This window comes from Micromonospora sp. NPDC048839 (assembly GCF_040649915.1).
Taxonomy (GTDB): domain Bacteria; phylum Actinomycetota; class Actinomycetes; order Mycobacteriales; family Micromonosporaceae; genus Micromonospora.
This window is the reverse complement of the sequence record NZ_JBEZGL010000006.1, coordinates 98,706-112,822: the sequence shown is the minus strand read 5'-3', so window position 1 is coordinate 112,822 and position 14,117 is coordinate 98,706. Positions and strand designations below refer to the sequence as shown.

The window sequence follows — 14,117 nt, the reverse complement described above, 5'->3', positions numbered from 1 at the left end:
TCGCGTGCCCGGGGCGCGGGTCACGCCACCCTCCGAGCGTCGGTCGCACGTCGCTGCCCCTGGTCGAGGCCAACTGACGCCTGTCGACGTCCAGCCGTTCGGCTGATCGAGGCTCATGCTCCCGCCGACTCGCCCCGGCGGTACGGGTGGTCCCGGCCGACGCAGCGTCAGGCTGTCCGCTACGGGGTGGTGAAGGTGATCGTCGGCCGCTAGCGTCCCGGCTCGTATCCGTCACCACCGACGAGCGCGAATCACCGCGATCGTGCTGGTGGCGGGTGGTCCGATGGTCGTTCCTGGGCTGTCCTCCATCGGCCCGTGGCGGGTCGTTCATATAACGCACGGCGGTACGGGCGGGATGGGTGACCATCCCGCCCGTACCGTCTGCGGACCCCGGGCCGGACGGATGAATTGGGCCGCGCACGCTGGCGTGCGTGATCGACCTCCGATAACGTCCGCTCGTTCCGCAATCAATCTTTCTTTCTTCCCTACCCCCGGGGGACCGATGACAGCGTTCCACCGCTCGGCCCTGGCCCGCGCTGGCGTGGTGGCCCTGCTCGCGGCCGGTGGCCTGGCCACCGTGGCCGCCCCGGCGCAGGCCGCCGACCAGGCCGATCTGGCCCTGGTGCCGCTCAGCTCGGAGCTGGCCAAGGGCGTCAAGGCGGCCAAGGCCAAGCCGTTCAAGTTCCTGGTCGACAACACCCGGAGCACGGTCGCCGCCAAGGGCGTCACCTACACCGTGGACACCAGCCGGTTGAAGAAGAAGGTCGGGGTCGTCGTGCCCGACGGCTGCCAGGTGAAGGGCAGGACGTTCACCTGCCCGCTCGGCGACGTGCCGGCCGGCACCAGCGAGGACTTCGGCATTCCGCTCTTCTCCACGGGTGCGCGCGGCGAGGCCGGCACACTTGTGGTCACCATCAAGTCGGCCACCGTCGATCCCAAGCAGAAGGACAACACGGTCGAGCACGACATCACCGTCGGCAAGCCCGGCTACGACCTGACCAGCTGGGTGCAGGACGTCTACGCGAACGTCGTGGTGAACGGCGTCCAGGGCGATGATCCCGACCTCCGGCCGGTCAAGCGCGGCGAGACGGTGCCGTTGGACTGGGCGGTCTACAACGACGGCAGCCGCAAGGCCACCGGCCTGTCCTACGTGCTCACGCTCCCGGCCGGCGTCACCTTCGCCACGCTGCCCGACACCTGCACGTCGCAGATCTTCAACGGTGTCGCGCAGGCGCTCTGCGAGGACGACGGCGCGGTGATCAAGCCAGGCGAGTACTACACGGCGGACGTCAAGGTGACGGTCGGCGCGAACGTCACCGAGTCGGTGCTGCGGGTCGGTGAGCTGGTCGCGCAGGGTCTCGACGGTGCGACGGGTCAGGCCGAGGAGCAGCCCGAGCCGGCGACCAGCGCCCAGCGCAAGGCCTTCGCCGAGGTCGACGAGATCGACAACCAGGCGGTCTTCGACGTCTTCGTCGACCTGACCGCGCAGCCGACCCCGACCCCGACTCCGACGGCCACCCCGACGTCCACGGCCACCCCGACGCCCACCGCCACGCCGACCCCGGGTGGGACCGCCACCCCGACGCCGGGTGCTACGTCCAGCCCGGGTGGTACGCCCAGTCCGGGTGGTACGCCGACTCCGGGCGCGAGCACGTCGCCGGCTGCCGGTGGTGGCGGCTCCGGCGGTGGTGGCCTGCCGGTGACGGGTGTGCAGGTCGGTCTGATCGGTGGCATCGGCGGCCTCATCCTGCTGGTGGGCGGTGCGCTGCTGGTGCTCTCCCGCCGGCGCAAGGTCGTCCTGGTCGCCCCGAGTGACGAGAAGCCCACCGACTGACAGCGGTACGGGCAGTCGGCGTCCGGACGCCGGAACGACGCGAGGGCGGGGTGGGCGACCACCCCGCCCCTTCGCGTACCGGGGGTGCCGCACCTGCCCGAGCGCACGCCCGTGCTGGCGACCACCGCCCCCACGGGCACCGCCTGGCGTGCGGCTGGCAGAGTGGAGGGGTGAGCCGTTCCCCGCAGGGCCAGCGCGCCAGTCTGGACAAGCAGCCGCACGAGGTCGCCGCGATGTTCGACGGCGTGGCGGAGCGCTACGACCTGACCAACACGGTGATTTCCTTCGGCCAGGACCGCTCCTGGCGTCGGGCCACCCGGGCGGCGCTCGGGCTGCGGCCGGGCGAGCGGGTGCTGGACGTGGGCGCGGGCACCGGCGTCTCGACCCGGGAGTTGGCGCAGTCCGGGGCGTACGCGGTGGGGGCTGACCTGTCGTTGGGCATGCTGTACGCCGGCAAGCGGGTCCGTCCCGAGGTGCCGCTGCTGGCCGGCGACGCGCTGCGGCTGCCGTTCGCCGACGCCAGTTTCGACGCGGTGACCATCTCCTTCGCGCTGCGCAACGTCAACGACACCGACGCGGCCCTGCGCGAGTTGGCCCGGGTCACCAGGCCGGGTGGGCGGTTGGCGATCTGCGAGTTCAGCACCCCGGTCAACCCGGTCTTCCGAACGGTCTACCTGTCGTACCTGATGCGGTCGCTGCCGGTGGTCGCCCGCACGGTGTCGAGCAACCCCGACGCGTACGTCTACCTCGCCGAGTCGGTGCGGGCCTGGCCGGCGCAGGAGGCGCTTGCCGGCCGGGTCGCCGCGGCCGGGTGGGGCCGGGTGGCGTGGCGCAACCTGACCGGTGGTGTGGTGGCCCTGCACCGGGGGATCCGCGAGTAGTCGCCGCGACCGACGCGGGCTGCACGACGATCACCGAGCCGGCGGGCCGGACGCCGCTCACGCGGACATTGCTCAGGTTTCGTGAATGTCGGCCTTTAGTCCACTTTGCCCCGTACGCTCGTCCGCATGACCGGAGCAGACCCGGCGGACCCGGTGGCCGCCACCGACGACGACGCTGCCGAACTCGTCGCGCAACTGCGCGCGTTGGCCGGAGCCGATCCGGTGGAGGTCCGACAGGTGGTCGCCGAGGTGTTGGCGGCACTGGACCGGGCGGCCGGTGGTGCGCTCCGGGAGCATCTGCCGGAGGCCATTCGGGTCGATGCGGGTCTGGACGCCTCCACCCCGGCCTGACACTCGACCGCTGTGGACGGTCGAGGGCTGTCACATCGGCGAGTTAGGTACCCCTGATCCTGCGCAGGTATGACGCCGGTCATACACTCGTCCCGTCTGGCTTGTGAAGCATTTCACGAGCGTGCGGGAGGAGGCGCGAATGACCGCGGTGGAACATGACGCCGACGTCATTGTCGTGGGCGCCGGTCCCGGTGGGTCAGCTACTGCGTACCACCTGGCTCGGCACGGCGTACGGGTGCTGTTGTTGGAGAAGACCGAGTTCCCGCGGGAGAAGGTCTGCGGCGACGGGTTGACCCCGCGCGCGGTGCGCCAGCTCGTCCGGATGGGTGTGGACACCTCACCCGAGGCCGGCTGGCTGCACAACCGCGGCCTGCGGGTCATCGGCGGCGGCGTGCGTCTGGAGCTGGACTGGCCCGAGCTGGCCAGTTTCCCCAACTACGGCCTGGTGCGCACGAGGCTGGACTTCGACGACCTGCTCGCCCAGCGGGCGGTGGCCGCCGGCGCCAAGCTGCGCACGAACGTCAACGTGCTGGGCCCGGTGCTCGACGGCGACGGCCGGGTCACCGGCGTCGAGGCGGAGGTCGGTCCGGGCAAGGAGCCGACCACGTTCCACGCCCCGCTGGTCGTCGCGGCGGACGGCGTCTCCGGCCGGTTCCCGCTCGCGCTCGGGCTGGCCAAGCGGGAGGACCGACCGATCGGTGTCGCCGTCCGCCGCTACTACCGCTCGCCGGCCAAGCACGAGGACAACTACCTGGAGTCCTGGCTGGAGCTGCGTAGCAAGGACAGCGGCGACAACCTGCTGCCCGGGTACGGCTGGATCTTCGGCCTGGGCGACGGGCGGGTCAACGTCGGCCTCGGGGTGCTCAACTCGTCCTCCGCGTTCGGCAAGACCAACTACCGCCGGCTGCTCACCGACTGGCTCGCGAACACCCCGGAAGACTGGGGGATGACCGACGAGACGAACGCCGACGGCCCGATCCTCGGCGCCGCGCTGCCGATGGGCTTCAACCGGGTGCCCCACTACACCCGAGGGGTGTTGCTGGTCGGCGACTCGGGCGGCATGGTCAACCCCTTCAACGGCGAGGGCATCGCGTACGCGATGGAGTCCGGCGAACTGGCCGCGGAGGTCATGGTCCAGGCCCTCGCCCGGCCGGCCGGGCCGGAGCGGGAGCGGGCGCTGCTGGCGTACCCGAACGAGCTGAAGGCCCGCCTCGGCGGCTACTACCGGCTGGGCGGCATTTTCGTGAAACTGATCGGCCGCCCGGAGATCATGCGGATCGCCACCAAACACGGCATGCCGCACCCGACGCTGATGCGTTTCGTGCTCAAGCTGTTGGCCAACCTGACCGACCCGCGTGGCGGGGACGCGATGGACCGGGTCATCAACGCGATGACGAAGGCCGCGCCAGCTGTCTGAGTAGGACGGCATCGGTGCTGGTCACGGCCCCGACGCCGACAAAGATCGACCCCCGCCGACTGCCACTGCGAGGGACGTGAATAGTGTGATTTTCGTCAAGCACCGAGGGCAGGGAAGGACGAGCAGGAGAAAACGATGTCGCTCTCGCCTTACGCACCGATCATCGGGCTGTTCGCCCTCGCCGCGGCGTTCTCGCTGTTTTCCGTTGGCGCCGCCCGCTTCGCCGGTCCCCGTCGCTACAACAAGGCCAAACTCGAGGCTTACGAGTGCGGCATCGAGCCCAGCCCGCAGCCGGTCGGCGGCGGCCGGTTCCCGATCAAGTTCTACCTGACGGCGATGCTCTTCATCGTCTTCGACATCGAGATCATCTTCCTCTACCCCTGGGCGGTCTCGTTCGACGCCCTGCCGATCTTCGGCTTCGTGGAGATGGTCCTGTTCATCGTCGCGGTCTTCGTTGCGTACGCCTACGTGTGGCGGCGCGGCGGCCTGGACTGGGACTGAGGAAGGAACGTCAGATGGGCATCGAGGAGAAGCTTCCCGCCGGCGTCCTGCTCACCTCGGTGGAGAAGCTGGTCAACTGGTCCCGGAAGTCGTCCGTGTGGGGCGCCACCTTCGGCCTGGCCTGCTGCGCCATCGAGATGATGGCCGCCGGTGGTCCGCACTACGACATGGGCCGCTGGGGCATGGAGGTCTTCCGGGCGTCCCCCCGGCAGGCAGACCTGATGATCGTGGCCGGCCGGGTGAGTCAGAAGATGGCTCCGGTGCTGCGCCAGATCTACGACCAGATGGCCGAGCCCCGCTGGGTGCTCTCCATGGGCGTCTGCGCCAGCAGCGGCGGCATGTTCAACAACTACGCGATCGTGCAGGGCGTCGACCACGTGGTGCCGGTCGACATGTACCTCCCCGGCTGCCCGCCCCGGCCGGAGATGCTCATCGACGCGATCCTCAAGCTCCGCGAGAAGATCATGTATGAGCCGCTCGGCCCGAACGGTCGCAAGATGCTGGCGGCCCGCCAGGAGCGCGGCGACGTACCGGTCGTGCCCTACGGCTCGATGCCCTCCTCGTACCGCAGCGACAAGGCCCGCCGTGCCGAGTGGACCCGGGCGGTCCGCGAGGGTCGCGAGGAGCAGTTGCGGATCGAGAACTGGATGAACGCTCAGAACCACCTCCACCCGCAGGCAGGCCCCAAATGACGTCACCCACGGACAAGCCCAACGACGGCGGGGTGCCGGTGCCGGTCACGCCGGCCGGCGCCACCAGCGGTGCCCCCGCCGAGCTCCCGCCGGCCAGCCCGGCCGGTCGCGGGATGTTCGGCAACCAGGGCACCGGCGACGTGTCCGGGTACGGCGGCCTGGTCCGCCAGCGCCAGCCCATCGAGGAGGCGTCCCGGCCGTACGGGGGCTACTTCGACGAGGTCCGCGACGCGTTGGAGGAGGCGTACCCGGCCTTCGCCGACGCGATCGAGAAGGTCGTCGTCGACCGGGGCGAGTTGACCCTGCACGTCCGCCCGGAGCGGATCGCCGAGGTCTGCCAGGTGCTGCGCGACGACCTGGCGCTGCGGTTCGAGCTGTGCTCCTCGGTGTCCGGCGTGGACTACCTGGGCGCCGACGAGCGCCGGCTGCACGTGGTCTACCTGCTCACCTCGATGACGTACCGGCGTCGGGTCCGGCTGGAGGCCGCGGTCTCCGTGGCGGCCCCGCACCTGCCCAGCGTGACCGCCATCTACCCGACGGCGGACTGGCAGGAGCGGGAGGCCTACGACATGTTCGGCATCGTCTTCGACGGCCACCCCAACCTGACCCGGATCCTCATGCCGGACGACTGGGAGGGCCACCCGCAGCGCAAGGACTACCCGCTCGGCGGTGTCCCCGTCGAGTACAAGGGCGCGGAGATCCAGCCGCCGAACGAGCGGAGGTCGTACCAGTGAGCGCGAGGAGTGCAGTCGCGATCGGAGGGCCGGCACTGTGACGACGTCGAACTACGCCAGCGAGCGCGAGACCGACGAGGGTCGGGTCTTCACCGTCACCGGTGGGGACTGGGACACCATCGTCTCGGGCACCGACCCGATCAACGACGAGCGGATCGTCGTCAACATGGGTCCGCAGCACCCGTCCACGCACGGGGTGCTGCGGCTGATCCTGGAGCTGGAGGGCGAGACGGTCCGCGAGGCCCGTTCCGTCATCGGCTACCTGCACACCGGCATCGAGAAGAACCTCGAATACCGCAACTGGGTTCAGGGCTCGACGTTCGTGACCCGGATGGACTACCTCGCCCCGATCTTCAACGAGACGGCGTACGCGCTCGCGGTCGAGAAGCTGCTCGGCATCACCGACGACATCACCGAGCGGGCCACCACCATCCGCGTGCTGATGATGGAGCTCAACCGGATCTCGTCGCACCTGGTCTGGCTGGCCACCACCGGCATGGAGCTGGGCGCGATCTCGATCATGCTGTACGGCTTCCGCGAGCGGGAGTACATCCTCGACATCTTCGAGACCATCACCGGCCTGCGGATGAACCACGCGTACGTCCGTCCGGGCGGCGTGGCGCAGGACGTGCCGGACGACGCGATCGTCAAGATCCGCGAGTTCCTCAAGATGATGCCGAAGAAGCTCAAGGAGTACGAGGACCTGCTCTCCGGTCAGCCGATCTGGACCGAGCGGACGAAGAACGTCGCGGTGCTGGACGTGACCGGTTGTGTCGCGCTCGGCATCACCGGCCCGGTACTGCGCTCCGCCGGCCTCGCCTGGGACCTGCGCAAGACCATGCCGTACTGCGGTTACGAGAACTACGAGTTCGACGTGCCGACCCACCCCGACGGTGACGTGTGGGGCCGCTACCAGGTCCGGCTCGCCGAGATCCGGGAGTCGATGAAGCTCGTCGAGCAGGCCCTGGACCGGCTCCGTCCGGGACCGGTGATGGTCGCCGACCGCAAGATCGCCTGGCCGGCGCAGCTCGCCATCGGCGTGGACGGCATGGGCAACTCGCTGGAGCACGTCGCGAAGATCATGGGTCAGTCGATGGAGTCGCTGATCCACCACTTCAAGCTGGTGACCGAGGGCTTCCGGGTCCCGCCCGGCCAGGTGTACGTCGCCATCGAGGCGCCCCGCGGCGAGCTGGGCGTGCACGCGGTCTCCGACGGTGGCACCAGGCCGTACCGGGTGCACTACCGGGAGCCGAGCTTCGTCAACCTCCAGGCCCTCCCGGCGATGGCCGAGGGCGGCCTGATCGCCGACGTGATCGCCGGCGGTGCCTCGTTGGACCCGGTGATGGGTGGGTGTGACCGATGACGACGACTTTCACTGACGAGACCCGGGAGCGGGCGCGCGAGATCATCGCCCGTTACCCGGCGGACCGGTCCCGCTCGGCGTTGCTGCCGCTGCTGCACCTGGTGCAGGCCGAGGAGGGGTACGTCTCCCCGGCCGGGGTCACGTTCTGCGCCGAGGTGCTGGGGTTGAACAAGGCCCAGGTCGGCGCGGTGGCCACCTTCTACACGATGTACAAGCGCAAGCCGACGGGTGACTTCCTGGTCAGCGTCTGCACCAACACCATGTGCAACGTGCTCGGTGGTCAGGAGGTCTACGACACGCTCTCCGAGCACCTGGGCGTCGGGCACGACGAGACCACCGGCGACGGCACGATCACGCTGGAGCACGCCGAGTGCCTGGCGGCGTGCGACTACGGCCCGGTGATGACCGTCAACTACGACTTCTTCGACGGGGTGGACCCGTCGACCGCGGTCGGCGTCGTCGACGAGTTGCGGGCGGGTGGGCGGCCGATGCCGACCCGGGGCGCCCGGCTCTGCACCCTGAAGGAGATGGCGGTGCAGCTCGCCGGTTTCGCCGACGAGCGGGACGGCGCGGTCGCCGACGGCGGGCCGGGCGAGCCGACCCTGCGCGGGCTGCGGCTGGCGCAGGAGCACGGCGTCTCGGTGCCGGGCTTCGACCCGAACACCCCGATCCGGAGCAAGGCGGAGGCGGACAAGGCCGCCGCCGAGGCGAAGGCGAAGGCGGAGGCCGCCAAGCCGGCGCCCGTCGAGGCCAGCGCGGCGCCGGTCAAGGGTGGCGACGGGGCCTCCGCCCCGACCGGGGCGGCCGAGCCGGCCAAGCCGGCAACTGCGGCCGAGCCGGCCAAGCCGGCGGATGCCACCGGCAGCACCACGCGGGACGTGAAGGCACCGGACGACAAGTCGCCGCAGGTGCGTACCGCCGAGACCCGGCAGCCGGACGCGGGCACGGCGGTGCCGGACGCACCGGGCACCAAGGTCCCGGCGGACAGCACCGCGTCCGAGCCGCGTGACGCACGGTCGGCCGAGGCCGCCGGTGTGGCGGCCAACCCGCCGGCCGGCGACGGCAAGCCCGCCGGCGACGAGGCCGGGGCGCAGGAGCGCAACCTCACCGAAGCGAAGGCTGGTACGGACGCCGACGGCGCCGGACCGGCGGACGCGAACGAAACGGGGGCCCAGAAGTGACCACTCCCCGCCCGGAGACCGTGGCCAAGCTGACGCCGGTGCTGACCAAGCGCTGGCTGTCGCCGGACGCCTGGCGCATCGGCACGTACGAGCAGCTCGACGGCTACGCCGCCCTGCGCAAGGCGCTCAAGGCCCACCCGGACGACCTGATCCAGCTGATCAAGGACTCGGGGCTGCGTGGGCGCGGCGGCGCCGGCTTCCCGACCGGCCTCAAGTGGGGCTTCATCCCCCAGGGCGACGGCAAGCCGCACTACCTGGTGGTAAACGCCGACGAGGGCGAGCCGGGCACCTGCAAGGACCTGCCGCTGATGACCCACGACCCGCACGCGCTGGTCGAGGGCGTGATCATCGCGTCGTACGCGATCCGGGCCAGCCGCGCCTACATCTACATCCGGGGCGAGGCGGTGCACGCCGCGCGCCGGCTGCGCAACGCCGTCCAGGAGGCGTACGACAAGGGCTACCTGGGCCGGAACATCCTGCGCAGCGGATACGACCTGGAGCTGGTGGTGCACTCCGGCGCCGGGGCGTACATCTGCGGCGAGGAGACGGCGCTGCTGGACTCGCTCGAGGGTTTCCGGGGTCAGCCCCGGCTGCGCCCGCCGTTCCCGGCCACCCACGGCCTGTACGCGAGCCCGACGGTGGTGAACAACGTCGGCACCATCGCCAGCGTGCCGCCGATCGTGCTCGGTGGGGCCGACTGGTGGAAGTCCATGGGGACCGAGAAGTCCTCCGGGCCGATGATCTACTCGCTGTCCGGCCGGATCGTCGACCCGGGTCAGTACGAGTGCTCGATGGGCGTCACGCTGCGCGAGCTGCTGGAACTGGCCGGCGGTATGCAGCCGGGCCACAACCTGCGGTTCTGGACCCCGGGCGGCTCGTCCACCCCGCTGCTCGCCGCCGAGCACCTGGACGTGCCACTGGACTTCGAGGGCGTGGCGGCGGCCGGCTCGATCCTCGGCACCACGGCCACCCAGATCTTCTCCGACCAGGACTGCCCGGTCTACGCGACGTACCGGTGGCTGGAGTTCTACCACCACGAGTCGTGCGGCAAGTGCACCCCGTGCCGGGAGGGCAACTACTGGATGGTCCGGGTCTACCGGCGCATCCTCGCCGGTCAGGGCACCCACGAGGACCTGGACACCCTGCTGGACACCTGCGACAACATCCTCGGCCGCTCGTTCTGCGGCCTGGGTGACGGCGCCACCAGCTCGGTGACCTCGTCACTGAAGTACTTCAAGCAGGACTACCTCGACTACATCGAGGGACGGACCGCACCGAAGCTGTCAGAGAAGACCCTGGTAGGGGCGCACTGATGACTGATGTAGCAAAGAAGACCGAGACCGTCACCCTCACCATCGACGGCGTCGAGGTCACCGCCCCCAAGGGGACGCTGCTGATCCGGGCCGCCGAGCAGATGGGCACCGAGATCCCCCGGTTCTGCGACCACCCGCTGCTGGCCCCGGCCGGCGCGTGCCGGCAGTGCCTGGTCGAGGTGGAGGGGCAGCGCAAGCCGGTCGCCTCCTGCACCCAGACCGTCGCCGACGGCATGGTCGTCCGGACCCAGCTCACCTCGCCGGTCGCCAAGAAGGCGCAGGAGGGGGTGATGGAGCTGCTGCTGCTCAACCACCCGCTGGACTGCCCGATGTGTGACAAGGGCGGCGAGTGCCCGCTCCAGAACCAGGCGATGTCCACCGGCCGCACCGACTCGCGCTTCCACGAGCACAAGCGGGAGTACGAGAAGCCGATGGCGATCAGCAGCCAGGTGCTGCTGGACCGCGAGCGTTGTGTCCTCTGCCAGCGGTGCACCCGGTTCTCCGAGGAGATCGCCGGCGACAAGTTCATCGACCTGATGGGCCGGTCGTCCGCCGAAGAGATCAACATCTACCGGGACGACGCGTACGGCGAGGAGGGCGACGCCGGCGACGTTCCGTTCAACTCCTACTTCTCCGGCAACACCGTGCAGATCTGCCCGGTGGGGGCGCTGACCGGTGCCCAGTACCGGTTCCGGGCCCGCCCGTTCGACCTGGTCTCCAGCCCGAGCGTCTGCGAACACTGCTCGGCCGGCTGCGGGCAGCGCACCGACTGGCGACGCGGCAAGGTGCTGCGCCGGCTGGCCGGCGACGAGCCGCAGGTCAACGAGGAGTGGAACTGCGACAAGGGCCGGTGGGGCTTCCAGTACACCCGCGCCACCGACCGGCTGACCACCCCGCTGGTCCGCGACGAGCGCAGCGGTGAGCTGCGTGAGGCGTCCTGGAGCGAGGCCCTCACCGTGGCCGCCGAGGGGCTGCACGCCGCTCGGGAGGGCGGCCAGGGCACGGCGGTGCTCACCGGCGGCCGGCTGACCGTCGAGGACGCGTACGCGTACGCGAAGTTCGCCCGGGTCGCCCTGAACACCAACGACATCGACTTCCGGGCCCGGCCGGTCTCCCGCGAGGAGGCCGACTTCCTGGCCAGCTCGGTCGCCGGGGTCACCGACGTCACCTACACCGACGTGGAGAACGCGCCGGCGGTGGTGCTCGTCGGCCTGGAGCCGGAGGAGGAGTGCCCGATCCTCTTCCTGCGGCTGCGCAAGGCGTACCTGAAGAAGACCCTGACGGTGTACGCGCTGGCCCCGTTCGCCACCCGCGGCCTGGAGAAGCTCGGTGCCAAGCTGGCCCGGGTCGTGCCGGGCGAGGAGGCCAGCGTGCTCGCCGAGCACGCCACGGTCGCCGAGGCGCTGAGCGCACCGGGCGCGATCCTGATCGTCGGCGAGCGGCTGGCAAGTGTGCCGGGCGGGCTCTCCGCCGCGGCGGACGTGGCCCGGCGTACCGGTGCGAAGCTGGCCTGGGTGCCGCGGCGCGCGGGTGACCGCGGCGCCGTCGACGCGGGCTGCCTGCCCAACCTGCTCCCCGGTGGACGGCTGGTCAACGAACCGGCCGCCCGCGCCGAGCTGGGTGAGGCGTGGGACATCCCGGCCGGGGTGATCCCGAGCCAGGCTGGTCGGGACACCGACGGCATCCTCAACGCCGCTGCCAACGGGCAGCTCGGTGCGCTTGTCGTCGGCGGGGTCGACCCGGCCGATCTGGCCGATCCGCGACTGGCCGAGGCCGCTCTGGACGCGGTGCCGTTCCTGGTCAGCCTGGAGCTGCGCCCCACCGCGGTGACCCGGCGGGCGAACGTGGTGCTGCCGATCGCGCCGGTGGCGGAGAAGGCCGGCAGCTTCCTCGACTGGGAGGGTCGGCTGCGCCCGTTCGAGGCGGTGCTGACCACTGCCGCGATGACCGACGGTCGGGTGCTCGACGCGCTGGCCGCGCTCCTCGACGTGCGGCTCGGCACCGCTGACGTACCGAGCGTGCGTCGCGAGTTGGGCGCGCTGCCGGCGACGCGTACGTCGCGACCGTCCGCGCCGTCGGTGGCGCCGGGCCGGGTGCCGCACCCGGGCGACGGGGAGGCCGTGCTGGCCACCTGGCACCAACTGGTGGACCTCGGCAGCCTGACCGAGGGCGACGAGAACCTCGCCGGCACCGCTCGCCCGCCGGTGGTCCGGTTGGGCAAGGGCACCGCCGAGGCGCTCGGTGTGGTCGACGGTGACGCGGTCACGGTCGGCACCGACCGGGGGGCGCTGACCCTGCCGGCCGAGCTCACCGAGATGCCGGACGGCGTGGTCTGGCTGCCGACCAACTCACCCGGCTCGACCGTGCGACGCAGCCTCGGGGCGACGTCCGGCGCGGTCGTCCGGATCTCCGTTCCCGCACCGAGCGCGGTCGTTCCGGCCGGGCGGGTCGCGGCGGACGAGACCGGTCTCCCGCTCCTCAGTTCTGGGGGTAACCAGTGAGCGCGATCTACCTCGCCCAGGATCCGACGCTTGCCGATTTCGGCCGGGATCCCTGGTGGCTGGTTCTCGGCAAGATCGTCTTCGCGTTCGCCTTCGGTCTGCTGGCCACCCTGCTCGGTGTCTGGTTCGAGCGGCGCGTGGTCGGCTACATGCAGGTGCGGCCCGGCCCCAACCAGGTCGGTCCGTTCGGCCTGCTGCAGACCCTCGCCGACGGCCTGAAGATGGCCTTCAAGGAGGACATCCTGCCGAAGGCGGCCGACAAGGTCGTCTACTTCTTCGCCCCGACCATCTCGGTGATCTGCGCGGTCACCGCACTGTCGGTGGTGCCGTTCGGCCCGATGGTGAGCATCTTCGGCCACCACACGCCGTTGCAGGTCACCGACGTGCCGGTGGCGGTGCTGCTGCTGCTGGCCTGCTCGTCGATGGGCGTCTACGGCATCGTGCTCGGCGGCTGGGCCTCCGGTTCGACGTACCCGCTGCTCGGTGGTCTGCGGTCGAGCGCCCAGATGATCTCCTACGAGGTCGCCATGGGCCTGAGCATCGTGGCGGTCTTCATGACCGCCGGCACGATGAGCACCAGCGGGATCGTCGCCGCACAGGGCGACGGCACCGAGCTGAGCGTCTTCGGTCAGACGATCCCGGCGCCGGGCTGGTACGCGATCCTGTTGCTGCCCAGCTTCGTCATCTTCTTCATCGCCACCGTTGGTGAGACCAACCGGGCGCCGTTCGACCTGCCCGAGGCCGAGTCCGAGCTGGTCGCGGGCTTCATGACGGAATACAGCTCGCTGAAGTTCGCGCTCTTCATGCTCAGCGAGTACGTCGCGATGGTGACCATGTCCGCGGTCACCACCACGCTGTTCCTCGGCGGCTGGCGGGCACCCTGGCCGATCACGCTGTGGGAGGGCGCCAACTCCGGTTGGTGGCCGATGCTCTGGTTCTTCGGCAAGGTGATCGCCCTGGTCTTCGTCTTCGTGTGGCTGCGTGGCACGCTGCCCCGGCTGCGTTACGACCAGTTCATGCGCCTCGGTTGGAAGGTGCTGCTGCCGATCAACCTGGTCTGGATCCTGGTCCTGTCGGGCCTGCGGTCCATCGAGGACTGGGACTCGCGCGGCAAGGTGATCGCGGTCGGCATTCCGGCCGGCATCCTGCTGATCGTCACGATCTTCTGGCCCAGCCGGAAGGCGAAGCCGAAGCCGACGACGCAGGAGCAGGTCGACAACCGGCCGTACGGGAGCTTCCCGCTGCCACCGATGGATCTTCAGGTACCACCGAGCCCGCGCATCACGCGCGTGGTCGCCGAGCGGGAGCCGGCCAACATCGTTGCCGGCTCGGACTCCAGGGAGGTGTGA

General features: G+C 70.5%; 12 protein-coding genes. All 12 read left to right on the top strand.

The genetic code is table 11. The features are described 5' to 3' along the window. Positions 1-502: 502 nt before the first annotated feature. The 12 genes from AB0C25_RS13685 to nuoH all read left to right on the top strand — a co-directional run bounded on the left by AB0C25_RS13685 (position 503) and on the right by nuoH (position 14,117). Positions 503-1,834: an LPXTG cell wall anchor domain-containing protein gene (locus tag AB0C25_RS13685; protein ID WP_357372912.1), complete on the top strand. Its 1,332-nt coding sequence runs from the start codon at positions 503-505 to the stop codon at positions 1,832-1,834. Positions 1,835-2,004: 170 nt separating this feature from the next. Continuing rightward, positions 2,005-2,715: a demethylmenaquinone methyltransferase gene (locus AB0C25_RS13680; protein ID WP_357251490.1), complete on the top strand. Its 711-nt coding sequence runs from the start codon at positions 2,005-2,007 to the stop codon at positions 2,713-2,715. A 126-nt stretch (positions 2,716-2,841) separates the two neighbouring features. Next, positions 2,842-3,066: a hypothetical protein gene (locus tag AB0C25_RS13675; protein WP_357372910.1), complete on the top strand. Its 225-nt coding sequence runs from the start codon at positions 2,842-2,844 to the stop codon at positions 3,064-3,066. A 139-nt stretch (positions 3,067-3,205) separates the two neighbouring features. Then, on the top strand, positions 3,206-4,483 hold the full coding sequence (locus tag AB0C25_RS13670; RefSeq protein ID WP_210785486.1) for a geranylgeranyl reductase family protein: 1,278 nt from the start codon (positions 3,206-3,208) through the stop codon (positions 4,481-4,483). Between the two features lie 135 nt (positions 4,484-4,618). Beyond that, entirely contained in the window at positions 4,619-4,984 is a 366-nt protein-coding gene (locus tag AB0C25_RS13665) for an NADH-quinone oxidoreductase subunit A (RefSeq protein ID WP_007454588.1), read from the top strand. Positions 4,985-4,998: 14 nt separating this feature from the next. Further along, positions 4,999-5,676 (top strand): NADH-quinone oxidoreductase subunit B, encoded by a 678-nt coding sequence (locus AB0C25_RS13660; protein ID WP_030486262.1) that lies wholly within the window; start codon positions 4,999-5,001, stop codon positions 5,674-5,676. After that, entirely contained in the window at positions 5,673-6,410 is a 738-nt protein-coding gene (locus tag AB0C25_RS13655; protein ID WP_357372907.1) for an NADH-quinone oxidoreductase subunit C, read from the top strand. The genes AB0C25_RS13660 and AB0C25_RS13655 overlap by 4 nt, the downstream gene beginning before the upstream one ends. Positions 6,411-6,447: 37 nt before the next feature. Next, positions 6,448-7,773, top strand: coding sequence for an NADH-quinone oxidoreductase subunit D (locus AB0C25_RS13650; protein WP_357251500.1), 1,326 nt, complete (start codon positions 6,448-6,450; stop codon positions 7,771-7,773). Next, entirely contained in the window at positions 7,770-8,954 is a 1,185-nt protein-coding gene (gene nuoE / locus AB0C25_RS13645; RefSeq protein WP_357372905.1) for an NADH-quinone oxidoreductase subunit NuoE, read from the top strand. Before AB0C25_RS13650 ends, nuoE begins: the two co-directional genes overlap by 4 nt. Continuing rightward, complete coding sequence (gene nuoF / locus AB0C25_RS13640) at positions 8,951-10,267, top strand: NADH-quinone oxidoreductase subunit NuoF (protein ID WP_357372903.1); 1,317 nt, start codon at positions 8,951-8,953, stop codon at positions 10,265-10,267. The genes nuoE and nuoF overlap by 4 nt, the downstream gene beginning before the upstream one ends. Beyond that, a complete protein-coding gene (locus tag AB0C25_RS13635; RefSeq protein ID WP_357372901.1) occupies positions 10,267-12,768 on the top strand; it encodes an NADH-quinone oxidoreductase subunit G in 2,502 nt (833 codons plus the stop codon). The genes nuoF and AB0C25_RS13635 overlap by 1 nt, the downstream gene beginning before the upstream one ends. After that, positions 12,765-14,117, top strand: a complete 1,353-nt coding sequence (gene nuoH / locus AB0C25_RS13630) for an NADH-quinone oxidoreductase subunit NuoH (RefSeq protein ID WP_357372899.1) — start codon at positions 12,765-12,767, stop codon at positions 14,115-14,117. Before AB0C25_RS13635 ends, nuoH begins: the two co-directional genes overlap by 4 nt.

What these genes read in the sequence shown, in the direction of transcription:
- AB0C25_RS13685 (WP_357372912.1), top strand. Translation starts at nt 503, where the DNA reads ATGACAGCGTTCCACCGCTCGGCCCTGGCCCGCGCTGGCGTGGTGGCC.
- AB0C25_RS13675 (WP_357372910.1), top strand. Translation starts at nt 2,842, where the DNA reads ATGACCGGAGCAGACCCGGCGGACCCGGTGGCCGCCACCGACGACGAC.
- AB0C25_RS13670 (WP_210785486.1), top strand. Translation starts at nt 3,206, where the DNA reads ATGACCGCGGTGGAACATGACGCCGACGTCATTGTCGTGGGCGCCGGT.
- AB0C25_RS13665 (WP_007454588.1), top strand. Translation starts at nt 4,619, where the DNA reads ATGTCGCTCTCGCCTTACGCACCGATCATCGGGCTGTTCGCCCTCGCC.
- AB0C25_RS13660 (WP_030486262.1), top strand. Translation starts at nt 4,999, where the DNA reads ATGGGCATCGAGGAGAAGCTTCCCGCCGGCGTCCTGCTCACCTCGGTG.
- AB0C25_RS13655 (WP_357372907.1), top strand. Translation starts at nt 5,673, where the DNA reads ATGACGTCACCCACGGACAAGCCCAACGACGGCGGGGTGCCGGTGCCG.
- nuoE (WP_357372905.1), top strand. Translation starts at nt 7,770, where the DNA reads ATGACGACGACTTTCACTGACGAGACCCGGGAGCGGGCGCGCGAGATC.
- AB0C25_RS13635 (WP_357372901.1), top strand. Translation starts at nt 10,267, where the DNA reads ATGACTGATGTAGCAAAGAAGACCGAGACCGTCACCCTCACCATCGAC.